The organism is Listeria cossartiae subsp. cossartiae, assembly GCF_014224155.1.
Lineage (GTDB): Bacteria > Bacillota > Bacilli > Lactobacillales > Listeriaceae > Listeria > Listeria cossartiae.
Genome location: NZ_JAASUI010000002.1, coordinates 1 through 24,638 on the forward strand (window position 1 = coordinate 1; position 24,638 = coordinate 24,638).

Here is a 24,638-nt window from a genome sequence, read left to right on the forward strand (position 1 = left end):
GTTGTTAGCTTATAAATATATATTAACCAATTTTTTGGTGGATATGCTGTGATTTTTGTTAGAGTTTCATGAGATTTCTCGGTTTTTATTTTCATTTTTTTGTATTAAAAAACCAGCGAGGAAAAAGGGAGTAAACCTCGCTGGTCAAAAAGGGAGTTTGGGATTTTCATTCTAAAAGGGGAAAGAATGAAAATGTTTTGCTTGTTGTTAGCTTATAAATATATATTAACCAATTTTTTGGTGGATATGCTGTGATTTTTGTTAGAGTTTCATGAGATTTTCCAGTTGTTCTTTTCATTTTTTTGTATTAAAAAACCAACGAGGAAAAAGGGAGTAAACCTCGCTGGCCAAAAAGGGAGTTTAGGTTTTTCATTCTAAAAAGGGAAAGAACGAAATGTTTTGCTTGTTGTTAGCTTATAAACATATATTAACCAATTTCTTGGTGGATATGCTGTGATTTTTGTTAGAGTTCTATGAGATTTCCCGGTTTTTATTTTCATTTTTTTGCATTAAAAAACCAGTGTGGAAAAAGGGAGTAAACCACACTGGTCAAAAAGGGAGTTTGGGATTTTCATTCTAAAAGGGGAAAGAATGAAATGTTTTGCTTGTTGTTAGCTTATGACTATATATTAACCAAGAAAAGCAAATTTCTGCTGTGCATTTGATTAGAAAATAGTAAGAAATGCATTTATTTCTTTTCATAAAAAAAGGAACCTAGCAGAACTAGGCCCCTCGATTATTAATCTTCAAAATTGTAAAGTGGTGTACTCAAGTAGCGTTCGCCGTTACTTGCAACGATAGCTAGTACTTTTTTGCCAGCGCCAAGTTCTTTTGCAAGATCAAGGGCCGCTTTAATAGTCGCTCCGGAAGAAATACCTACTAAGATTCCTTCTTTTTTCGCTACTTCGCGGGCTGTTTCTAGCGCATCTTCACTTGTAACTTTTAGAATGCCATCATAAACTTTTGTATCTAATGTATCTGGTACGAAACCAGCGCCGATACCTTGGATTTTATGTGGAGATGGAGAACCACCGCTAAGTACTGGGGATTCTTCTGGTTCAAGCGCATAGATTTTAACATCTGGGTAGTTCTTTTTAAGGACGTGTCCTACGCCTGTTACTGTTCCGCCTGTTCCTACTCCTGCGATGAAAGCATCTAAGCCGTCTTTACCGAAAGCTTCAACGATTTCTGGCCCAGTTGTTTCTTCGTGGACAGCGGGGTTTGCTGGGTTGTGGAATTGTTGTGGAACGAAATAGTTATTTTCTTTAGCTAGTTCTTCTGCTTTAGCAATTGCGCCTTTCATGCCGTCCGGTCCCGGTGTTAATACTAATTTTGCACCGTAAGCTTGAAGTAATTTGCGACGTTCTAAGCTCATTGTTTCTGGCATTACAAAGATTGCTTGGTAACCTTTTGCTGCTGCGACCATCGCTAGGCCAATTCCTGTGTTACCACTTGTAGGCTCAATAATTGTATCGCCTGGTTTTAATGCACCTGATTTTTCAGCGTTTTCGATCATCGCATTAGCAATACGATCTTTTACGCTGCCACCTGGATTTTGAAATTCTAATTTTACGTATACGTCTGCGCTACCTGCTTCTGGTAAACGGTTAAGTTTCACAATCGGTGTCTTTCCAATTAAATCAGTGATTGAATTTGCAATTGTCATTATTAAAGCACTCCTATCTATTTTAGGTCTTTCATCTAGTTTAATTAATTCCGACCTGTTTTGTCAAGTTTAATCTCTTTTAAAAAGGAGCACCTGGTTCGGCGCCCCTTTTTCATTATTTTGCTTCTTCGTAAAGTTCTTCTAATTCGTTTTCTGAGAAATCATAGGTGTTACGGCAAAAATGGCATTCTGCTTCTGCGCCGTGATCTTCTTCTATCATGGAGCGGATTTCTTCTTTTCCAAGTGAGATTATCGCGCTACCGAAGCGTTCTTTGGAGCAGTTACATTCGAAAGATACAGGGATTTTTTCTAAAATTTGTAGTTTATCTTCGCCACCTGCTAGTTTAGCTAGGATAGATTCTGGTGTTTCGCCAGCTTCAATCATCCGAGAAACTGTTGGTAAGGCGGAAAGATTTTTTTCGATTTCGTCAATGACTTCATCTGTTGCGCCCGGAAGTAGTTGCAACATGAAACCGCCTGCTGCTTCGATTGTATCGTCCGGATTAACAAGCACACCAACACCAACTGATGAATTGATTTGTTCGGATGTTGCTAGGTAGTATGTGAAGTCTTCACCGATTTCACCTGAAACGATTGGTGTTTGCCCGGTGAAATTTTCGCCAAATCCTAGGTCTTTCACGACGGAAAGCATACCGGATGTTCCAACTCCGCGGCGAACGTCTAGTTTACCAGCTTCGTTTAGTTCACTGAAATGGACGTGTGGATTAGTGACGTAGCCTCTGATTTGACCTTGCGCGTTACTATCCGCAACGATTGGACCAATTGGGCCGTCGCCTTCGATTTTTACAGTGATTTTTTGGTCTTCTTTTTGCATCGCGCCAAGGAAAAGTGTTCCTGTCATTGTTCTACCAAGTGCGGCGGATGAAACAGACCATGTGTCGTGTCTTCTTTGTGCTTCTTTAATTGTTTCGGTTGTTACTGCTGCATATACACGCGCCATGCCATCGTAGGCTAACGCTTTAACTAAATAATCGCTCATTATATAAAACTCCTTTTATTTTTCTGTAGTTGGTTTATTTCTTCTATATAGAAGTTCCAGACCTTTTAATGTTAAAAATGGATCTAAAATATCTACTGCGGAAGATTTTTCTGTTATCATCCGAGCTAGCCCGCCTGTTGCAACTACTACTGGACTTGCATTGGATTGTTTTTTCATTTCTGCGATAATTCCTTCGCATTGACCGACAAAACCGTAGAAAATACCGGCTTGCATGGATGCCACGGTGGATTTTCCGATGATTTGACTTGACTCGGCTATATCTACACGCGGAAGTTTAGCAGCGCGGTTGTATAGGGCTTCGGTTGAAATCATAATTCCCGGAGCAATTGCACCTCCTTGATATACACCTGATTCATCGATATAACAAAATGTGGTTGCAGTGCCAAAATCGACTACGATAACCGGCGTGCCATATTCCTCTGATGCTGCTACGGCGTTTACGATTCGGTCAGATCCGATTTCACGAGGATTATCGACTTTTAGATTGATGCCTGTTTTTATTCCTGGACCAACGATTAATGGTCGGATATTAAAATAGCGCACACACATCGTTTCCATTGCGTGCATGATTGGTGGAACGACGGACGAAATAATAATTCCTTGAATATCAGAAGGAGTTAAATTCGCATAAGAAAAAAAGTTCAAGACTGTCATTCCTAATTCATCGGATGTGCGGTGACGATCAGTTGTCATTCGCCAATGCTTTAGAAGTTTTTGATGTTGATAAACTCCGACAGTACAGTTAGTATTTCCAACGTCAATTACAAGTATCATAAGTTTGAATACCGTCCTTTAGAAGATTTTTCTAACGTATCATAACATGTTTTATTAGAAAATCCGAATAATATAGCTTCAAAAAAGAGACTGGGAAAGCCCAGCCTCTTTGATTTTATTCGTCTTTTTTATCTTTTGGCGTTTGCTCAATGTTTGGAGCATCTTCCGAAGTTACTTCTTTTGGTTGTTCTTCTGTTTCTTCGACTTTTTCTTCTTTTAAGTCTTGTTTTTCTTCTTCAAAAGATTTACCTGCTACTTCTTCTTCTTTTTCGGAAGGGTATTCAGCTTCTACGTCAATCGTATCGATATCTGGAGGCATTACACCGTCATCAAATAGGGAACGAATTTGGCGAGCATCTAATGTTTCTACTTTTAGTAATGTTTCCGCGATAAGTTTATGTTGTTCTTGGTGTTCTGTAATGATTGTTTTAGCGCGGTCATAACAGTAGCGGATTAAGCTTTGAACTTCTGTGTCGATTTCGTAGGCGATTTTATCGGAATATCCTTTGTCGCTACCGAAATCACGGCCCATAAATACTTGACCATTGCCAGAAGTGAATTGAAGCGGTCCAATTTTGTCACTCATACCCCATTCAGTTACCATGCGGCGAGCAAGTTCAGTGGCACGTTCAAAGTCATTACTTGCACCAGTTGTTACTTCTCCAAAAGTGACTTCTTCGGCTACGCGTCCACCAAGTAAACCAGTGATACGGTCCATTAACTCGGCTTTCGTCATTAGGAAGCGATCTTCTTTTGGTAACATTACGGCATAACCACCAGCTTGCCCACGAGGAACAATGGTAACTTTATGCACGACTTCCGCTTCATCAAGTACCATTCCGACGATAACGTGACCACCTTCATGATAAGCGACTGTGCGGCGTTCTTTTTCAGAGATAACTCGATTTTTCTTAGCTGGTCCAGCAATTACGCGGTCACTAGCTTCATCGAGGTCACTCATATCTATTTCTTTCTTATCGGAACGAGCGGCAACGAGTGCTGCTTCATTCAGTAAGTTTTCTAAATCGGCACCAGAGAATCCCGGTGTACGTTGAGCGATTGCTTTTAGGTCAACACTTTTAGCAAGTGGTTTGTTACGAGCATGGACACGAAGTACTGCTTCACGACCTTTTACGTCTGGGCGATCAACCATAATTTGACGGTCAAAACGGCCTGGACGAAGAAGTGCTGGGTCAAGTACGTCTGCACGGTTAGTTGCTGCAATAATGATAATACCTTCATTGCCGCCGAAACCGTCCATTTCAACTAGTAATTGGTTTAGAGTTTGTTCACGTTCATCGTGACCGCCGCCCATTCCAGCTCCACGTTGACGACCAACTGCATCAATTTCATCAATGAAAATGATACATGGTGCATTTTTCTTCGCATTTTCGAATAAGTCACGGACACGGCTTGCACCGACACCGACAAACATTTCTACAAAGTCTGAACCTGAGATAGAGAAGAATGGCACGCCTGCTTCACCGGCAACTGCACGAGCTAGCAAGGTTTTACCAGTACCCGGAGGCCCTACTAAAAGGACACCTTTAGGAATACGAGCGCCTAGGTCCGCAAATTTGCGCGGATCTTTTAGGAATTCTACTACTTCAACAAGTTCTTGTTTTTCTTCGTCTGCTCCAGCTACATCTGTGAAGCGAACTTTCTTCTTGTCGTCGTTGTAAAGTTTGGCTTTGCTTTTGCCAAAGCTCATTACTTTACCACCGCCGCCACCTTGAGACTGGCTCATTAGGAAGAAGAAGAGGATGAAGATAATTACAAAAGGTACAATAGAAGTTAGGAATGTAACCCAACCGCTGTTTTGTTTTGCAGGTACTACTTCCATTTTCACGTCTTCGCTTTTGATTGTTTTTTGTAAATCATCAAGAGAAGTATCGCTGTTTAAAGCGTATGTTGTGAAAGCAGTGCTACTTTCTTTACTTTGGCCAAGACCAGTTTTTTTATCGTCGGAACTTTTATCGCTTGATTTAAATTCCCCATTGATTGTATAAACGCTGCGGTCTGGCTGTATTTCTACGGATTTAACTTTACCATCTTCTAATTTACTCACAAATTCTGAATAGCTAATATCTTTGGCTGCCTCTTTGTTCGAGTTAAATGAAGCAACAATCCCGATAATAACAAGGAATATTATGACATAAAATATCGCATTTCTAAAAAACCTGTTCATTCCTTACCTCCTCCCACGCAAGAGCTTGGATTCTGACTTTCTCTGGACTTTTATCCCTTTAAAAGTTGTTTTTGACTAATAGCAGATTTAGAAACAATGTTTTCTTCCCCTGATTATTAAAAACATATCCGTTTCGCTTTTCTCTTACGAAGTTATTCTATTATTAATATAGATTTTTTAATATTTATTGATACTATTTTCACCTTCGAAAACTAAGACTAATGATAGCATACCGAACCTCGATTGCCCACTATTTTGCATGTTCGGCATGAATTTTTTGTTTTCGTTTTCTGAAAAGCTATCTATTACATTTTAACAAAGAATAGTTCTGTTTGTTAATTAATTTCACTCGCTGTAAATTTCTGGTTTTAAAATGCCGATGTATGGTAGATTGCGGTAGCGTTCTGCGTAATCTAAACCGTATCCAACGACAAATTCATTTGGTACGACGAAGCCTACATAATCTGCTTCGATTTCTACATTGCGCCCGGCTGGCTTATCTAGTAAAGTAACTAACTTCACTGATTTTGCTTTGCGGTATTTGATTAGGTCTACTAGATAACTAAGTGTACGCCCGCTATCAATGATATCTTCAATTACAAGCACATCGCGACCTTCTACTGATGCGTTAAGGTCTTTGATGATTTTTACTTCACCTGATGATACTGTACCATTTCCGTAACTGGATACGTCCATGAAGTCCATTTCTAAGTATGTGTCTACTCTTTTAAGTAAATCAGTCATAAAAGGAGTTGCACCTTTTAATACCCCAACTACTAATGGGTTACGTCCTTCATATTCTGTTGTCAACTCACGACCGAGTTCACGAATTTTCTCTTGTAATTCGTCCTCCGATATCAGTACTTTCTGAATATCATTATGCATGCTCTCGTTTCCTCCTATATTTCGAGTGTACCTAATAATGTATTGCTTTTTGCTGCGACTAAATGCTCGGTCATATGCAGACTTCTTCACACCGGGAACCCAAAGGATTTTTCCAGTATAGTCTGTTATCACGGGTAGGTTATCGCGTTCTTGCCTTGGTATTTTGGCATCGATGAAAATATCTTTTAGTTTCTTGCTGCCTGCTTGTCCTTTCATCGTCATTCTGTCGCCGTTCACACGGTTTCGAACAATTAAAGGAAGTGTTATTTCTTCAGCATCCAGTAGCATTCCATTTAGCCCATTTGTTTGAACAACGGAACTTTTTAACTTTAAACGGATGCTTGCTTTATTATCTAATTCAATGCGATCATTCAGTTCTAATTGATGATAAAACTCAGAAGAAGCTTCTCTTTCTCCAAATTGGAAATGGAGTTCGTTGTATGCTCTACTCGCAATGAGTTTATTTGGTAAATCAATCGAACTAGATGGATTGTCGCTTTGAATCATTTGGATAATCTGATATATGTGATTTACCGTAATAAAACGGGCATCTTCATTGTACAGATATCTCAATAGTAAATGAATTGCGCGGCGTTGTAAAGGATTCGCTTCATTTTTAAAGCTACTAAGTAAAAGTGTTGTCTTTTTGCCGTTTTTGATGAGGTTTTTCTTTAATAAATCGTTCGCAAGTTCCTCTAAATAGCGGAAATCTTCGCTGGTTTCTTCGGAAAATCTTTCGAAGTGGGCGTAAACGGCTGGATTTTCTTGTTTTAAAAATGGCAAGAGTTGCGCCCGGTAGCGGTTTCTTGTGTATTCTTGGCTCGCGTTCGATTCGTCAATTTCGTATGCTAATTCGTATTTCTGTGCGTATTCGATAATTTCTGCTTTGGTAATTGGCAAAAATGGCCGAATCGCATGTCCACCTCTCACCTCGCGTTTTGGCTGTATGCCTGACCAGCCGATACTAGAACTGCCACGAACGAGTCGCATTAGGATTGTTTCGATTTGGTCATCCGCATGGTGCGCGAGAACTAGCTTGTTGATATTTTGCTCCACCATTATTGTTTCAAAAAAGGCATATCTAACAATGCGGGCTGTTTCTTCAATCCCTTTTTGCAAGTCTTGGGCTCGTCTGTTTACGTCAACTTCTTCCGTGTAAAACGGGAGATTATGTTGTTTGCAAAAATTTTCGACGAGTTGTTGTTCTTTTGCTGCATTTTCACGTAAATGGTGATTTAAATGCGCGACGGAGATTGCTTCTTTTGGAACTAGTTTTGAGTTCCATAAAAAATGCAGTAACGCCAAAGAATCCGGACCGCCAGAAACTGCCACAAGCAATTTATCGTCGGATCGGATTAAGTCATGTTTCTCGATATACTTATGTACTCGTTTTTGGGTGTCATCCATTCAAGAAAACCTTCCTTCGAAATTCGGCTCTCACATTTTTTATTAAAAAGTGCACCGTATTAATGATCCAATACGGTGCATCTACTTTACAATTAATTTTAGCGTATTAGCCGCGTTTTGCTCCTCGGCCGCCACGTTTGGATTCTGTTTGACGTTTGATAGTAGTTAATCTTTCATCACTATCTTTCAAGAATTTAGACATTATATCTTCAAAGCTCTCGGCTGGTTTAACATAGTTCCCAGCAGGTTTTTTGCTGTATTTTGGCTTACGATCATAACTTTTTTCTGGGCGGTCCGGACGATCTACTGCTTTACGAATGGACAGACCAATCTTACCATCATCACCAATATTCATTACTTTGACAGTAACTTCATCCCCTACAGTTAAGATGTCATTAATGTCCTTAACATAGTTATCTGCTACCTCACTAATATGAACTAAACCTGTTTTGCCACCTTCTAGCTCCACAAATGCTCCAAAATTAGTAATCCCAGTAACTTTACCTTGTAACTTGTTGCCTACTTCGATCGACATAAAAAAATGCGTCCTCCTTAAAATATCACTCTATTGCTTAATTATAGCTATAATAAAAAGAGTGTCAAACAGTCAAACTTACAAACCCCAAATATACTCAACTCTATTTTCCCTTTGATTCTACCATGGAGAATGACGGCTCAGCTGTGACTTACTCTTTTTGTTTCGAATTCTCTTCAGGAATATTAAAAATAATTTCTCCATCTTTGGATAGATAATATTCACTTCTTGCTAGTTTAGCTATGTACTCATCATTATGAAGTTTCTTGATTTGATCATTTAGTGCGTCTTCTTCATCTTTCATTGCAACCATTTTTTTGTCTACTTGCACTTGCTTCGCCTTTTTCTCTTTGAGTGTTAATACTTGTTTGGTGTACGTAATGGTTAACAGTCCACCTACCACAGCAAAAATAATAGCCATAAATGCAAGTCTACGAAACAGGGCAACGCGGCGACGACTACGAGTTTTTTTCATTGTTGCGGTATCTTTTATGTAGCGATTTTCTATTCTCGCCACTTTTGATTCGGCTTTTTTCATATATCGTCCCTCCCATATTCTTATTTGCTTATTGTCTATGATTTTCGGTAGAGAAAAAAACGTTTCTTGCTTAAAATGATATCAATAAATCAGGCATTTGTCTATTGGAATCCGCTAATTTTATGATATTTTTCTTGACTTTTTGACAAAAAATTGATTGTGGTTTATCTTGCTTAATAAAAAATCGTTTGAAATCGGCTAAACAGTGCCGTTTCAAACGATTTTTCTTTATCTACTTTCGTCTGTGCGTTCTTCTTTAATAATCGTGTACATTTCTGTTGCTTGTTCTTTTTTTGCATTTTCTTCTAGACGTTCGATTTTTGCTGTGACGATTTTTGGACCGAAGCGAATAACTAGTTCGTCACCGGATTTTACGTTAGTTCCTGGTTTTGCGGTTACTCCGTTTACTGCGATGCGTCCTTTTTCTGCTACTTCTTTTGCTACTGTACGTCTTTTAATTAAGCGAGATACTTTTAAATATTTATCTAGTCGCATAGTTGTTGCCATTTTATTCACCTACTTTATATTAATTATTTCCGCGCAACCAACTTGCTAAGTGCGAGCAATTTAGAGCCGAACGGAAGAAAAACGAAATCTTTTGGACCGAGCAATTTGTATCTTAGCGCGAAAATCAGGAAAATTCCGCCGCCGATTATGGCGCTGACTATTGCTTGGAGCGCGCTGCCGAGTCTGGTTTCTAGCGGGGCTAACCATTCGAACAGGCATGGAAAGACCGCCATTAGCGCTAAAGCTGCGAGCAGGCGAATGAGCATTGTTCTTTCGACGAACGGCACTCGGATTGTTTGTTTTAGCGAAACGTAACAAATAATCAGGATGACAAGTAAGCCGATACAGGTTGAAATCGATGCGCCCATTGTTGCGAGCCTTGGAATTAGAATGCTTCCTGATATCCATTTTACAATAAGTCCAATTCCAACGCCAACTGCGGGTACAGCGATTTTTCCGAAGCCTTGTAAAATGCTGCTTAACATGATGATGAGTGAGCTAAGGAAAACGGCGGGCATGAATAATTGTAAGACGAATGTGCCGTCTGGAGTTTGGAATAACATTTGGTTCAGCGGGCGCATGATGACGATGAGTCCAACTGTTTCTGCACCGGCTAAAATTAGCGTGATTTTGATTGCCAATAATACCGAGCGTTTGAGTTCTTTTTGCTGACCTTGAACTCTTGCTGCCGTGATCATTGGGACGAGCGCGAGTGCAAGTCCGGTCGAAATGACTAGCCCCAATTGTAAGATTGGCTGACCGCGGTCGTAAATCCCTTTGAGTGATTTGGCAATGAAATCAGGGATTCCGGAGTCGCTCATTAACCGATACACTTGGAAGGAATCGACTAGCTGGAATAAAATCAGCATCGAGCTAACTACGCAAATCGCCACACTTTGCCGTAAAAAGGCGCGACCGATACCGACTTTTTCTTCTTTATTAGCGAATACAGCTGGTTGAATTCCTTCTCCGAGCGCAACTTTTTTATTGTAAAAGTGACGTAAAATGAAGATTCCGGAAATCCCGCCGAAAAACGCCCCACTCATCGCCATCGAGCCAGCATCATATAAATCGAGACCGAAATGAAGCGCCAGTCCAGCTCCTATCAAAATTATCGCCACTCGAATGATTTGTTCGACTGTTTGCGAAATCGCGGTCGGTATCATGTCTCCTTCTCCTTGGAAAAAGCCACGCATAAACGCGAGTTGCGGCATGAGTAGAAAAACGAAACTAATGACGCGGATTAATTCTGATAAAGCTGGGTCGCCCATCATCATGGCAATCACATTAGCAAACAGGAATAAAAAGGCGAAAATCGCAATACTTACAATTCGGAGCATCCTTGAGACTGCGCGCATAATGATTTGTTGCCGTCTAAAATCGCCTTCTGCCTCTGCTAACATTTTCGAAATAACAACCGGGAAGCCGCCGAGTGCAAGCGTCATTGCGATTCCGTAAATTGGGTATACTTGTTGAAAAATATAGAATCCGACGTCGCCCACCATATTTTGAAAAGGTACACGGTAAACTGCGCTAAGTATTTTAGAGATAAGCGAGGCAGCGGTTAGCCAAGCTGCACCTTTCATTAGTCGCTTCATGGAACGTTCAGACATCCCGCCACCTCCTTTCTTCTTAATTACTTATCAATTTTCGGTTGATACTTTTTCTTTCATAGCACCACGAAGTTTTTCAGCTAAGCTTTTCACTTGGTATAACCATTCTTTTAAAGGTTTATTTTGGACATTAATCGTGATTTTTAGTTGCGTGCCTTCCATGCCAACGCCGACCATGCGGCCAAATTCGCCAATAATTTGCATGACGATATCACCGCGAATGCCAGCTGTTCCACTTTCCGAGAATAACATTGTAATTTTATTTTGTTCTTGTTTCACGGATTCAATGCCAACTTCTAGTGCGTGTACTTTAAGTTCAGTCATCGTGAACAGATATTCCACTTCTTCTGGATATTCTCCAAAACGGTCAATCATATCACTTTGTAAATCCTCAAGTTCGCTCAACACTTCTATATTGCGGAAGCGTTTGTACATCTCGATTTTTTGACGGCCGTCTGTAATATAATATTCTGGAATATACGCATCGGCTTGGATATCGATTTCGACTGGGACGATTTGTTTTTGTTCTTCTTTTGGTTTTTTCGCTTCGATTGCTTCTTTGAGCATTTGCGAGTAAAGATCGAACCCGACTGAATCGATAAAGCCATGTTGTTGCGCGCCGAGAATATTTCCGGCACCGCGAATGGATAAATCACGCATGGCGATTTTGAAACCAGAGCCTAATTCGGTAAATTCTTTAATGGCCGATAAGCGTTTCTCCGCTTCCTCACGCAAAATTTTATCTTTTTGATACATGAAGTAAGCATAGGCGATTCTGTTCCAACGCCCTACCCGTCCGCGTAACTGATAGAGTTGAGAAAGCCCCATTCGGTCAGCGTCTTGAACGAACAGCGTGTTAACGTTTGGAATGTCTACGCCAGTTTCAATAATCGTTGTTGTTACGAGTACGTCGAATTCCCCTTCAAGGAAACTCAAAATAACAGATTCTAATTCTGATTCGCCCATTTGGCCGTGCGCAGTTGCCACTCGAGCATCTGGAACCATCGCAGAAATTTCATCTGCTTTTTGGGTAATGGATTCAACCCGGTTGTAGAGATAGTACACTTGTCCGTCACGTGCTAATTCCCGTTCGATTGCCTCGCGGACTAAAACGTTATTTTGTTCCGCGACATAGGTTTGCACCGGGAAACGGTTTGCTGGCGGAGTTTCGATAACAGATAGGTCACGAACGCCGAGCATCGACATGTGTAGTGTTCTTGGAATTGGTGTCGCAGTAAGTGTTAATACGTCGATTTTGGAACGCATTTGTTTGATTTTTTCTTTGTGCGTTACGCCAAATCGTTGTTCTTCATCGACAATGAGCAAGCCCAAATCTTGATATTCGACATCTTTGGATAAAAGGCGGTGTGTGCCAACAACGACATCTACTGTACCATTTTTCATACCTTTTAATGTCTCGGTTTGTTGCTTTTTCGTGCGGAAACGGCTTAAAAGTCCAATTTCGATTGGGAAGCCTTGGAATCGCTCTTTCATTGTTTCATAGTGTTGTTGCGCTAAAATGGTTGTCGGCACTAAAAAGGCAACTTGTTTGCCATCCATAATAGCTTTGAATGCAGCTCTGAGGGCCACTTCGGTTTTTCCGTAACCAACATCTCCGACCAAAAGGCGATCCATTGGGCGTGGTCGTTCCATATCTTTTTTGATTTCTGAAATCGAGCGCAATTGGTCTTCAGTTTCTTGATACGGGAAAGTATCTTCAAATTCGCGCTGCATTTCGTCATCCGCGCTAAACGCATAACCTTTTTCAGCTTCACGTTCGGCGTATAGTTTGATTAAGTCGTCCGCAATATCTTGGACGGAAGCTTGCACTTTCTTCTTAACTCGTTTCCATTCAGCGCCACCAAGTTTATTTAGCCTAGGCGACTTACCTTCTGCCCCAACGTATTTTTGAACTAAATCAAGTTGATCAACCGGGATGAAAAGTTTATCTTCACCTTGATAAACAAGTAACAGGTAATCTTTATGCACGCCGTTGATATCTAACGTTTCCATACCAACGTAGCGCGCAATACCGTGATTGACGTGAACTACGTAATCGCCGACTTTTAGCTCGGAATAGCTTTGGATTCGCTCAGCATTGGAAAGTTTTTGGCGTTTTTTTACCTTTTTGATTTTTTTATTGAAGAGCTCGGTTTCGCTAATAATCGCTACTTTGGCAAGCGGTAGTTCAAAACCATTTTGGAATGTTCCGATGACAAATTGAACCATTCCGTATTTCGGCACGTCCGATTCTTCTTTTAAAATGGTGCTTTCCATGTCGTAATCAGCCAAGGTTTGCTGCATTTTTTCCGCGCGTTCTAAATTCGGCGCTAAGATTACTACTGCATAATTGTTTTTATGCCAGCTTTCTAGCTCCGTTTTTAAAACATTCATTTGACCGTGGAATTGCTGCATTTGTTTATAAACGATATTGGTCGTTTTCGATGCGCGCATGCTCGCCATTTGTTTTTGGAAAAGGGATAAATAAATTTTTGGTGATTGGTTTGCTTCTAATAGTTTTTTGAAAGAATGGCTTACTTGCACATCGCGAACTGTTTCCATTCGACTTAACGTTTCTGTCTGCCACTCCGCTTCTTCCCGTTCCAAACTTTCTTCGGTTTCCAAAATCCGCGCAAATTCATCGAGCAAAATGGCCGTATTTTTTGGTAAGTAATCGAAAAGCGAGGCTGGGTCTGGGTAAGCCAACCCAATATATTTAAAGAACATGTCTGGTTTTACGCCTGAACGCAACATTTCCAATTCTTCTTCTAAATTTTCAACGAGCGCTTGTTTATCCGCGTCTTCTTTTAACTCATTTAAAGTGAGCGTCATTTTCTTTTCCAAACGTTGGACGATGTCAGGATAATAACTTTGATCTAAAATGATTTCTGTTGCCGGAAGCAAGCGGAATTCTTCCACGCGTGTTGTCGAGCGTTGTGTTTCCACATCAAAGAAACGAAGCGAATCTACTTCGGTATCAAAAAGTTCTATTCTGATTGGAAATTCTTCTGTGATTGGGTAAATATCAATAATCCCGCCGCGAACGCTGAATTCTCCCGGGGTATTTACCATCCCGCTCATCGTGTAACCCATCGTTACTAATTTTTGACGTAAAACATCTGGATCGATTTCTTCGCCTTCAACGATAGATATATTGAAATGTTTCCAAAGCGCAACTGGCGGAAGCATTTTTCTAAGTCCAGCCACTGGGACGATGACGATTCCCGGTTTTCCGGACAGCAGAAAGTCGAGTGCTTCAACACGTTGACCACGAAGCTCCGGGCTAGAAATACTAAGCTCTGATGAAATTAATTCATCTGCTGGGTATAAAAATAGGCGATCAACGTCCATTAATGAAAGTAGATCATCATATAATTTTTGTGCATGATATAAATTGTGCGTGACAAATACAACTGGCCGCTTCGATGCTCCTTCTACCACGCTTGCAAATAACGCGCGCGAAGAACCCGTGAGTCCCGTGACAAGTTGTGCTTTTTCTTTTTCATCAAGCGCTTTTAAGACCGCTCGAATATCTTTTTGTTCATATATTAATTGTTGTAATCCTTTCAAGGGAAAACAGCTCCTTTTTTTGTCAGAAAATTCATTCTACAGGGTGCGAGAGTCAATCACACGTCCGAAGAAAGACCGAAATACGTGGCAAAAAAATTACCACGTCTCGTCATTGTTTATTTTTGGTTGTATTTATTCATTACTTCAATAAATGGCGTTTGCGCAAAGTCTTCGATGGCATCTGCACTTTTTTGAATTGCTGCGATAATATCAGGTTGTTCTGCTTTAGGGAAATCTCCTAACACGTAGTTAATGACTTCTCCTTTTATAGGGCGACTTACACCCACACGAATACGGTTAAACTCTTGCGTCTTGACGTGTTGGATAATGGATTTCATGCCATTATGGCCGCCAGCGCTACCTTTTTGACGCAATCTGATTTTCCCAACTGGTAAATCAAGATCATCGTACACAATCACGACGTCTTCAATCGGGATGTTGTAGTAATCCATTAGCGGACGAATACATTCACCAGAAGCATTCATGAAAGTGAGCGGTTTTACTAAAATTATTTTTTCGCCGCCAACGTTAATTTCACTTGTCATACCATTAAATTTGGATTTTTTCCAAGGTGTTTGATGGCGGAAACTTAGCTCATCAACTACCATAAAACCGACATTATGCCGGGTACGTTCGTATTTTTTGCCCGGATTTCCGAGTCCTGCAATTAATTTCATAAAAGCTTCTCCTTACATGAACGAAACCACTTCACGAATGAACTGGTTTTTGTTTCGATGTTTTTTTGATTATAACATGGATTGCACTTGGTTGAAAGTTTTCCAACTAGGCTTGATGTTCGGCAATTTTATTTTCGATAATTTGCCATGCTGTTTTATTTTCAGCTTGAAAGTCTGCTGTTTTCCAATTTTCAGGAGTTTTTCCGATATATTTTTCAAAACCGAATTTTTGATATAAATAAATTGCTTGGTAACTTCCGGTTTGTGTGGTCAAATAGACAAAATCATTTTTATTTATACCGAGGATTTTGGATAGCAAGGCTTTTGCGATACCTTTGCCACCGTGCGAATCGAGGACAGCCACCCAATGAATCCGGCTCGCCATTTCGCCAAATGTATTCCCGTCCCAGAGCATTGCCGTTCCAATAAGCGCACCATCTGGAGCTTGCACAAAAACACAACGCTTGGCCAATTTTTCTTTTTCATTTCCAAATTCTGATTCAAAACGAGCGCGAATACTATCCATTGATGGCACCTGACCAGTTTCTAATTGCAATCTACACCAGTCTTCTTCCAAACCATCTTTATAAAAGCAAAAAGAATATCCCGCCGGCAAATGAAACTCCGGATAATTTGCGGCATCGTGATTGACCATCGCAACAGAAATATGTGGTACTGATTTATCAAGCATATAAACGCCTCCTTCTCGAAACTATTATAACAAAAAAAATGGAAGATATCGCAAACAAATGCGAATCTTCCATCCTTATTTATTCAAAATTATTCAACTGGCTCTTCATCTTTACCATGTACAGCTTCTGGTTCTGGCGCTTCCGTAGTCGTCGGTTCTTCTTCAGCGCGCGGAGCAGACACAGTTACTACTGTTTCTTCTTCCTCAGCTTGCACGACGTAATCTTTGTTTTCCGGAAGATCGTTCGTTGTTAAAACATCACCGATTTCTAATGAAGAAATGTCTAATTCAATTGTTTCTGGTAATTTTTCTGGTGTTGCCGAAACTTTTACGTCATGGATAATTTGTTGTAATACGCCGCCAGCTTTAACTCCTGGTGCATCACCAACTAATACCACGCGAACATCGGTCTCCACTTCTTCATTCATATCAACCGCTAATAAATCAACATGCACTAAAACATCTTTTAACGGATCCACTTGATATTCATGTAATAAAACATTTAACTTCTTGCCGTCTACAGTAACTGAAAATACGGCGTTTCGACCATTGTCACGAACTGCTTTGATTAATTCCAAAGAATCAACGGAAACTGGAACATTCTCTGATTTGTAACCATAAATAATTCCAGGTACTTTTCCTTCACTACGCAATCTCGTTACTTCTGAATGTTGCGTTGTTTCTCTTTTCTGGACCTCTAATGTTGTTGCCATAAAAAATCACTCCACTCATTCAATTTTGGTACATCTACATTATATCTACCCGTTAGAGAAATAGCAAAACAAAGGAATAGCCTTATTTTGTTTTGTAAGGTTTATAATTCTCAATAAAAGGTAAACAGAAAATAGCGGTTGAACGCGAATGCAGACGCTTCCAAACTGTACTATAGCGTTTTCATAAAAACATTATAACAACTTTTTTAAATTTAGGACGTTCAACGCTTCACAAATGAAAAATACATGGTATACTGTACTAGTAAATAGATTTTTTATAGGAGGAATTCGAAATGAAAGATCATCAAAAAATTATTTTAGTTGGCGACGGAGCAGTTGGTTCCAGTTACGCATTTGCTTGTGTAAACTTAAGCATCGGACAAGAATTTGGTATCATTGACATAGATAAAGACAGAACTATTGGGGATGCAATGGATTTAAGCCACGCCGTTCCATTTTCCACACCAAAGAAAATCTACTCAGCGAATTATAGCGATTGCCATGATGCAGATTTAGTTGTCGTAACAGCTGGAACTGCACAAAAACCCGGTGAAACTCGTTTAGACTTAGTAAATCGTAACATCAAAATCATGAAAGGTATCGTGGATGAAGTTATGGCAAGTGGGTTTGACGGTATTTTCCTAATCGCATCTAACCCGGTAGATATTTTAACTTACGCTACATGGAAATTTTCAGGCCTTCCTAAAGAACGCGTTATCGGTTCTGGAACAAGCCTTGATACAGCACGTTTCCGTATGTCGATTGCCGATTATTTAAAAGTGGATGCTCGTAACGTCCATGGTTACATTCTTGGCGAACACGGCGACACTGAATTCCCAGCATGGAGCCACACAACTGTCGGCGGTCTTCCAATCACTGAATGGATCAGCGAAGACGAACAAGGCGCAATGGACACTATTTTCGTAAGCGTTCGTGATGCTGCCTATGAAATCATTAATAAAAAAGGCGCTACTTTCTACGGCGTTGCAGCTGCTCTTGCTCGTATTACAAAAGCAATTTTAAATAACGAAAATGCGATTCTGCCACTTTCTGTTTATTTAGATGGTCATTATGGTATGAAAGACATTTATATCGGCGCACCAGCAGTAGTTAACCGTCAAGGCGTTCGCCACATTGTTGAAATGAACTTGACCGATAAAGAAAAAGAACAAATGAAAAACTCTGCGGATACTCTTAAAAAAGTGCTAGACGACGCAATGAAACAAGTAGACTAATATTATCAAACCTTAAAAGCATGCGACTTTGCATGCTTTTTTGTTATACTTAATTTATTCGAGAGGAGGTCCGAGTATGATTACTTTTGACGAACTTAATGCCGAACTACAAGCTTTAGAAAATCCCAATACGATTAAAATTTTTCGTAATCACGGTTGCCCGGAAACATTAGAGCTTTATGGTCTGAAAATTGGTGATTTAAAGAAAATTATTAGCCGAGAAAAACTAAAGAAAAACCACGAACTCGCCATAGAGCTGATTGAATCAAATAACAGTGATTTGATTTATCTCGGTTTACTTGCAATCGATTCAAACAAAATAACCATCGGGCAAATCGAAAAATGGAATGTCGCTTTCCGAGAAACTTGGTCACAACTAACTTTCGGACTCGCATCAGTTGTAAGCAAACGTGATGATGCATTCCTTTTCGCTAAAAAGTGGATTGAAAGTGATTATGATTTAACTAAATCCATGGGCTGGCAGATTTATAGCGAGCATATTAACGATTTACCCGAAGCAGAGGCATTACTTCAACGCGCGAAAGACACGCTGCAAACAGAAACCAACAGAACCCGCTATTCAATGAACGGTTTTATTATCACTTGCGGAATTTACAAAGACGATTTGCACAAAAAAGCGATGGAAGCTGCGAAATCAGTCGGGAAAGTTCATGTAAACCTTGGAAATACAGCTTGTAAAGTTCCAGACGCCATTTCTTATATAGAAAAAGCGCGAAATCGTACGAAATAACCGGATATCCTTTGACTAGAAAAAGTACTAAGAGGTATGATAAAAGAAAACTGGAGGGATAAATAATGATAGTTACAACCTCACCAAATATTGAAGGCAAACAAATTATTGAGTATAAAAAAATCGTTTTCGGCGAAGTCATCACTGGCGTTAACTTTATGAAAGATATTGGGGCTGGACTTCGAAATTTCTTCGGGGGCCGTTCGCAAGGCTATGAGGACGAACTAATTAACGCTCGCGAGGAAGCAATTCGCGAAATGGAACAACGCGCGAAAGATATTGGCGCAAATGCCGTTATTGGCGTTGATATTGATTATGAAGTGCTCGGAGCTGATAACGGGATGCTGATGGTTACTGCATCTGGTACAGCTGTTGTTATTGAAGCGCAGGATTATTAAATTAAAAAGAAGTATAATTGCAAAAACGCAGAATTTCAATTATTTCGTTTTTAATTTATTACGGTTTTACCAAAAATGCATCAGGAGATGAACCAGTGTTCGAGAGTATTAATTTTAGAAATTGTGAAGTTTTATTTTTAGAGAAAGATAGTAGTTTTTTTAAAGAGGATTTACTTCAAGCAAGATTTCCAAACGGCCGTTTAATTGATGTGGGTTGGTACGGTAAAGATTGCAGTTTTTGTATCCAGGTAATTGAAGATACGAATTCGGAAAAACCTTGTTATAAAACCAACAGATTTAAAGTAGAGTGGATGGAAAAAGATATTCAAAATTTCATAGACTATGAAACAATTGAATATACAGATGAAATTTCAAGCCTATTTTTCACACTGGAAAATTTTATAAAAACAAGGGAAGACAAACAGCAGCCATATTATAATGACGCCACCCAAATATTAGAAAAATTGCATAGTTTAGGACTTGAACAAAATGAAGTGGCTAATTATATTCAAACATTTGCTTTACAATATAGAGAAAGCGATGAAAATAATTGGGACTTTGCGTGTGATTTACTTGATTTAGTGACGGGGTTTTGTGCTCCAAAAAAACATATTTGGCATCAATAAATTATTGATGCCAAATATGTTTTTTATTTAACCTCTTTATAACCTTGAGATTTCAGCAATTTTACAGACGCTTTCATACTAACCCCCTTAGAAGTATCACCACTTGTAGTCATACCCGGGATTCCCTTTATATCTTCTGAAGAAATTTTAGTGTAATCTATCTCTAGTGTTTCAATAGCTTTATCATCTTTATATTCCATTTTCGCCGTTACTCCGTCAATGTTTTGAAACTTATCAATTCTTTCTTTAAACATTTTTTCAGCTTCTTCTTTTGAACTAACGCCTAGCGCAGTGTAAGGCATTACATTTTCAGCTGTTTGCTTTGTGACTTTGTTTCCTTTACAAGTGTATACCAATTTAGATTCTACACCATTTTGTGAACGTTCGTACGTTTTCGTGTCCGCCATCACTCCACAAGCTACTAACATTACTGCCATAACCATTACAAATAAAGCCATTGTTCCCTTTTTAAGTGTATTCATCGTTGCTTCCTCCTCTTTTTGTTTCACATTCGCCTCAGAATAACCTAACCGCATTTGAGTTACAATGGATTTTTTGTGAACTTTTTATAGCACGCCAATAGTTAAGCTCCGTTGTTATTAACGCACATGGTTATCAAACAAAAAAAGAAGTATCCGACTGAGCGGATACTTCTTTCTTATCACAAACTTATTATTTAACTTCTTTATAACCTTGGGATTCTAGCATTTTCGAAGATTCTTTCATGCTAATTCCGCTTTCGATATCGCCACTTGCAGCAAATCCTGGAAGTTTAACCAATTCTTTTGCATCTGCTTTTTCGTAGTCAATTTCTAGTGTTTCGATTACTTTATCATCTTTATACTCAAGGCCTTGTTTTACGCCTTCAACACCTTGGAACTTGTCGCTTGTTTCTTTTAACGCTTTTTCAGCTTCATCTTTGTTTTTAAATCCTAGAGCAGCATAAGTCATTTCATTTTCTGTTGTTTGTTTAGTAACTTTATCTTTTACATAAGTATAAGTCATTTTTGTAGTAGCACCATTTTGAGAAAGTTCGTATGTTTTTGTTTCTTCTTTCCCTCCACAAGCTACTAACATTACTGCCATAACCATTACAAATAAAACCATTGTACCCTTTTTAAGCATTTTCATCGTTGTTTCCTCCTCTTTTTTTGTTTTACAACTGTCTTAGAATAACCTAACAGAATTTTAGATACAATGGATTTTTTGTGAACTTTTACTTTTATAAAAAGGCATTATTTTTATTGTAGCAACATAATTTAGACACATTTTTATCAGCAATAAAAAACAGGACCCCTAAGAGGAATCCTGTTTTCAGTTTAAAATTTTATTCGAATAAAGAACTTACAGAAGCATTTTCGTGAACGCGTACAATTGCTTCACCAAGAAGAGCCGCAACAGATAGTTGTTCCATTTTGTCGATCCATTTTTCTTCTGGAAGAGCGATGGAGTTTGTCACAACTAATTTTTCGATTGGCGATTCTTCAATGCGTTTCATAGCCGGACCTGAAAGAACTGGGTGCGAACAGCAAGCGTAAACTTTTGTTGCACCAGCTTCACGTAATGCTTTTGCAGCAAGTGTGATTGTTCCAGCTGTATCAATGATATCATCAATAATAATACAAACTTTTCCTTCTACATTACCAACGATGTTCATTACTTCAGCTACGTTTGGACGCGGGCGACGCTTATCAATGATAGCAATCGGCGCTTTCAAACGGTCAGCCATTTTGCGGGCACGAGTAACTCCACCATGGTCAGGGGAAACTACTACTAAATCGTCGCCTAAATGACGTTCGCTGAAATAGTCACTTAGAAGGCGTACTGCGTTCAAGTGATCAATCGGAATATCAAAGAAACCTTGGATTTGCGGTGCGTGCATATCAAGTGTAATCATTCTTGTTGCACCAGCTGTTTCGATTAAGTTCGCTACTAATTTCGCTGTGATCGGTTCACGGCTTCTTGCTTTACGGTCTTGACGTGCATAACCATAGTAAGGCATAACAATATTAATTGTTGCTGCGGAAGCGCGTTTCAACGCATCAATCATGATCAAAAGTTCCATTAAATTCTGGTTTACAGGATTACTCGTTGATTGAATAACATATACATGACAACCACGGATACTTTCTTCAATGTTAATTTGGATTTCTCCATCACTAAAATGAGTAACGCTTGATTTCCCTAACTCAATACCTACTTCTTTCGCAATCTCTTCAGCTAGTTCACGATTAGAATTTAGCGAGAAAATCTTCAACTTTGGATCAAAATACTCGTTTGACATAATCAGCCTCCACTATTTTTTATTAAAATTTTAAAATTCCCAAACGGAAATTATTTACCGTGATTCAAATGTTTCGCATAACCAAGCTTGTTGTCTTGCTTCGCGCGAGCAATTCCTAACGCGTCATCAGGAACATCTTTTGTAATGGTGGAGCCAGCAGCTATGAAAGCTCGGTCGCCCACTTTAACTGGTGCAATCAAGTTTGAGTTACAACCAACAAAGACATCGTCACCAATGATGGTTTTTGCTTTGTTTTTGCCGTCGTAATTAACCGCAATACTTCCGCAACCAACATTGACGTTTTTACCAATTTCCGCATCGCCCATATAAATGAAATGCGGTAATTTAGTTCCTTCACCAACAACTGCTTTTTTCGTTTCGACGTAATTTCCGATTTTCACATGGTCGTGAATGTCAGATTCCGGTCTTAGGTGAGCATATGGGCCAATTTGAACGTCATCGCCAACTTTACTTTCAAAAATGGAAGAAGTTCTGACGTTTACTCGTTCACCGATAACACTGTTTACGATTTCCGAGCCGCTTGTAACCACACAATCATCACCAATTACAGTTTTCCCACGAAGCATAACTCCAGGTTCAATTACTGTATCTTGACCAATTTTTACATCTATATCAATATACGTACTTTCCGGATTAACAAGCGTTACTCCATTACGCATATGATTTTCGTTAATTCGACGTTGCATTAATTTGGACGCTTCAGCTAGGGCGATTCGGTCGTTCACTCCAAGTGACTCTTCGAAAGACTCCATTCTGTAAGCCGCAACGACTTCATCCGAATCTTTTAAAATTTTAATAACATCTGGTAAGTAATATTCTCCTTGTACGTTATCGTTAGAAACATTCTCTAACGCTTCAAAAAGTGCTTTATTGTCAAAGCAATATGTTCCAGTGTTAATTTCTGAAATACGTTGTTCTTTTTCTGTCGCATCTTTATGTTCTACGATTTTTTCTACAATGCCTAGGTCATCACGAATAATACGACCGTAACCTGTAGGATCTTCAATAACCGTTGTAAGAATAGTTGCTTTTGCGCGTTTTTCGTGGTGATATTTCAGTAAAGCTTCCATCGTGCTAGCTTCGATTAAAGGTGTGTCCCCACAAACAACTAATGTCACACCATCTTTTCCTGCAAGTTCTGCTTTCGCTTGAAGTACCGCATGCGCTGTTCCAAGTTGTTCTTCTTGTTTTACAAACTCGCTTTTACCAGCTAAATGCTCTTGTACTTTCTCAGCTCCGTGACCTACAATCGTAACCACTTTATCAACATCTAGTGTCGAAATTTGATCTACTACATGTTCGACCATTGGTTTCCCACAAACAGGATGCAATACTTTGTAAAGTTTTGATTTCATCCGTGTGCCTTGGCCAGCAGCAAGCACTACAGCATATCGTTTTGACATTATATAGAACCTCCAATATTCACTATTCATCCACTATGAATGATAACGTAAAATTTGCTTTTTTTCAAGAATGCGCCCAAATAAAAAACCTTACCTACATTTTTAAGGTAAAGATTCCATTTAAAGTTTTATTTGTTTGAAAATTCCGAAAGATACAGTGTGATTATTTATTTGCTTACTAAAAGAAGAATTTACAGGTATGCCACAAAAATGTTTTCTAAAATGGATCTGTTTTTGCAACATCATTAAAAATTCCCCTCCCTGTTTTATAATCTGCTTTTAATTATACCATAGCCAAAATAGAAGACCAAGGCTATTTATGATTTTTTTCATGCTTCTTATAAACAAAAAGGGCTAGCACGCAGCCAGCCCTTGAAAATTTTTAATTATTCAGCAGAAACGGACTCAGATTCTTCTTCTGTTACCGCAGTTGCTTCTTCTTCACCAACGCGTTCATATTCAGCTAAAACTACTTCTTGAATTTTCGCACGAGTATCGGAATTAATTGGGTGAGCGATGTCACGGAATTCACCGTCAACACCACGTTTACTTGGCATAGCTACGAATAAACCGTTATTCCCATCAATAACGCGGATATCATGAACTACAAATTCCTCATCTAAAGTGATTGAAGCAATCGCTCTCATTCTTCCATCAGTTTCTACACGACGTAATCTCACATCTGTTACTTGCATTATTAGTCACTCCTTATCCCATTTGCCTCTTTCAAAAAGAATCTGCTTATCCCAGCCAAAATCTTAGGTACTTATCCCCCAGCTGTTCCCAACAACGTTCTCCCTAACCGAGGATTTTTTAGTTTTCTTCTACAACACTTTCGTTTGCAGAACTTTCTTCAGCTACTGCTGGTTCGTCCGCTACTTCATAAGCAGCTAAAACGGCTTCTTGAATTTTTGCACGGGTGCCTGAGTTAATTGGATGAGCGATATCTCTAAACTCACCATCCGGCGTACGTTTACTAGGCATAGCTACGAACAATCCCTCGTTGCCATCGATGACACGAATGTCGTGAATAACAAACTCACCGTCAATCGTTATTGAAGAAATAGCTTTCATTCTCCCATCTGTCTCAACACGTCGTAATCTCACATCTGTAATCTCCATTATCTTCACCACC

At 39.3% G+C, this 24,638-nt stretch carries 23 protein-coding genes; 4 read left to right on the forward strand and 19 right to left on the reverse strand.

Going from position 1 to position 24,638, the window contains the following annotated elements; translation table 11 throughout:
• Window positions 1–739: 739 nt before the first annotated feature.
• The 13 genes from cysK to HCJ30_RS07215 form a co-directional block, all read right to left on the reverse strand.
• Entirely contained in the window at window positions 740–1,666 is a 927-nt protein-coding gene (gene cysK / locus HCJ30_RS07155; RefSeq protein WP_185391608.1) for a cysteine synthase A, read from the reverse strand.
• A 115-nt stretch (window positions 1,667–1,781) separates the two neighbouring features.
• A complete protein-coding gene (hslO, locus tag HCJ30_RS07160; protein WP_185391609.1) occupies window positions 1,782–2,666 on the reverse strand; it encodes an Hsp33 family molecular chaperone HslO in 885 nt (294 codons plus the stop codon).
• A 15-nt stretch (window positions 2,667–2,681) separates the two neighbouring features.
• Complete coding sequence (locus tag HCJ30_RS07165) at window positions 2,682–3,461, reverse strand: type III pantothenate kinase (RefSeq protein WP_185391610.1); 780 nt, start codon at window positions 3,459–3,461, stop codon at window positions 2,682–2,684.
• Window positions 3,462–3,576: 115 nt separating this feature from the next.
• Window positions 3,577–5,649 carry an ATP-dependent zinc metalloprotease FtsH gene (ftsH, locus tag HCJ30_RS07170; protein ID WP_185391611.1) on the reverse strand — a complete coding sequence of 691 codons (2,073 nt, stop codon included), beginning with the start codon at window positions 5,647–5,649 and terminating at the stop codon, window positions 3,577–3,579.
• A gap of 345 nt (window positions 5,650–5,994) precedes the next feature.
• Window positions 5,995–7,941, reverse strand: coding sequence for a bifunctional tRNA lysidine(34) synthetase TilS/hypoxanthine phosphoribosyltransferase HprT (locus tag HCJ30_RS07175; RefSeq protein ID WP_185391612.1), 1,947 nt, complete (start codon window positions 7,939–7,941; stop codon window positions 5,995–5,997).
• A gap of 106 nt (window positions 7,942–8,047) precedes the next feature.
• Complete coding sequence (locus HCJ30_RS07180) at window positions 8,048–8,476, reverse strand: S1 domain-containing RNA-binding protein (RefSeq protein WP_003718298.1); 429 nt, start codon at window positions 8,474–8,476, stop codon at window positions 8,048–8,050.
• Between the two features lie 151 nt (window positions 8,477–8,627).
• A complete protein-coding gene (locus HCJ30_RS07185) occupies window positions 8,628–9,014 on the reverse strand; it encodes an FtsB family cell division protein (protein WP_185391613.1) in 387 nt (128 codons plus the stop codon).
• Between the two features lie 228 nt (window positions 9,015–9,242).
• A complete protein-coding gene (locus HCJ30_RS07190; RefSeq protein ID WP_003740380.1) occupies window positions 9,243–9,509 on the reverse strand; it encodes an RNA-binding S4 domain-containing protein in 267 nt (88 codons plus the stop codon).
• A gap of 35 nt (window positions 9,510–9,544) precedes the next feature.
• Window positions 9,545–11,134, reverse strand: a complete 1,590-nt coding sequence (locus tag HCJ30_RS07195; protein WP_185391614.1) for a putative polysaccharide biosynthesis protein — start codon at window positions 11,132–11,134, stop codon at window positions 9,545–9,547.
• A gap of 30 nt (window positions 11,135–11,164) precedes the next feature.
• A complete protein-coding gene (gene mfd, locus HCJ30_RS07200; protein ID WP_185391615.1) occupies window positions 11,165–14,704 on the reverse strand; it encodes a transcription-repair coupling factor in 3,540 nt (1,179 codons plus the stop codon).
• A gap of 116 nt (window positions 14,705–14,820) precedes the next feature.
• On the reverse strand, window positions 14,821–15,381 hold the full coding sequence (gene pth / locus HCJ30_RS07205; protein WP_185391616.1) for an aminoacyl-tRNA hydrolase: 561 nt from the start codon (window positions 15,379–15,381) through the stop codon (window positions 14,821–14,823).
• A 106-nt stretch (window positions 15,382–15,487) separates the two neighbouring features.
• On the reverse strand, window positions 15,488–16,072 hold the full coding sequence (locus tag HCJ30_RS07210; protein ID WP_185391617.1) for a GNAT family N-acetyltransferase: 585 nt from the start codon (window positions 16,070–16,072) through the stop codon (window positions 15,488–15,490).
• Window positions 16,073–16,161: 89 nt separating this feature from the next.
• Window positions 16,162–16,785, reverse strand: a complete 624-nt coding sequence (locus tag HCJ30_RS07215; protein ID WP_003722740.1) for a 50S ribosomal protein L25/general stress protein Ctc — start codon at window positions 16,783–16,785, stop codon at window positions 16,162–16,164.
• A 293-nt stretch (window positions 16,786–17,078) separates the two neighbouring features.
• Here HCJ30_RS07215 and HCJ30_RS07220 point away from each other — a divergent pair, with 293 nt between their 5' ends.
• The 4 genes from HCJ30_RS07220 to HCJ30_RS07235 all read left to right on the forward strand — a co-directional run bounded on the left by HCJ30_RS07220 (window position 17,079) and on the right by HCJ30_RS07235 (window position 19,795).
• A complete protein-coding gene (locus HCJ30_RS07220) occupies window positions 17,079–18,020 on the forward strand; it encodes an L-lactate dehydrogenase (protein ID WP_185391618.1) in 942 nt (313 codons plus the stop codon).
• Between the two features lie 76 nt (window positions 18,021–18,096).
• Entirely contained in the window at window positions 18,097–18,771 is a 675-nt protein-coding gene (locus HCJ30_RS07225; RefSeq protein ID WP_185391619.1) for a DNA alkylation repair protein, read from the forward strand.
• Between the two features lie 65 nt (window positions 18,772–18,836).
• Window positions 18,837–19,169 (forward strand): putative heavy metal-binding protein, encoded by a 333-nt coding sequence (locus tag HCJ30_RS07230; RefSeq protein ID WP_003725735.1) that lies wholly within the window; start codon window positions 18,837–18,839, stop codon window positions 19,167–19,169.
• 95 nt (window positions 19,170–19,264) lie between these two features.
• Window positions 19,265–19,795, forward strand: a complete 531-nt coding sequence (locus HCJ30_RS07235) for a hypothetical protein (protein WP_181333848.1) — start codon at window positions 19,265–19,267, stop codon at window positions 19,793–19,795.
• A 23-nt stretch (window positions 19,796–19,818) separates the two neighbouring features.
• Here the strand turns inward: HCJ30_RS07235 and HCJ30_RS07240 are convergent, their stop codons facing one another.
• The 6 genes from HCJ30_RS07240 to spoVG (HCJ30_RS07265) form a co-directional block, all read right to left on the reverse strand.
• A complete protein-coding gene (locus HCJ30_RS07240; RefSeq protein ID WP_185391620.1) occupies window positions 19,819–20,277 on the reverse strand; it encodes a YehR family lipoprotein in 459 nt (152 codons plus the stop codon).
• 190 nt (window positions 20,278–20,467) lie between these two features.
• Window positions 20,468–20,926, reverse strand: a complete 459-nt coding sequence (locus HCJ30_RS07245) for a YehR family lipoprotein (protein ID WP_185391621.1) — start codon at window positions 20,924–20,926, stop codon at window positions 20,468–20,470.
• 196 nt (window positions 20,927–21,122) lie between these two features.
• Entirely contained in the window at window positions 21,123–22,079 is a 957-nt protein-coding gene (locus HCJ30_RS07250; protein ID WP_003722728.1) for a ribose-phosphate diphosphokinase, read from the reverse strand.
• Between the two features lie 50 nt (window positions 22,080–22,129).
• Entirely contained in the window at window positions 22,130–23,503 is a 1,374-nt protein-coding gene (gene glmU, locus HCJ30_RS07255; RefSeq protein ID WP_185391622.1) for a bifunctional UDP-N-acetylglucosamine diphosphorylase/glucosamine-1-phosphate N-acetyltransferase GlmU, read from the reverse strand.
• A 386-nt stretch (window positions 23,504–23,889) separates the two neighbouring features.
• Window positions 23,890–24,198, reverse strand: coding sequence for a septation regulator SpoVG (gene spoVG / locus HCJ30_RS07260; RefSeq protein ID WP_003722726.1), 309 nt, complete (start codon window positions 24,196–24,198; stop codon window positions 23,890–23,892).
• 118 nt (window positions 24,199–24,316) lie between these two features.
• A complete protein-coding gene (gene spoVG, locus HCJ30_RS07265) occupies window positions 24,317–24,625 on the reverse strand; it encodes a septation regulator SpoVG (RefSeq protein WP_185391951.1) in 309 nt (102 codons plus the stop codon).
• Window positions 24,626–24,638 lie beyond the last annotated feature (13 nt).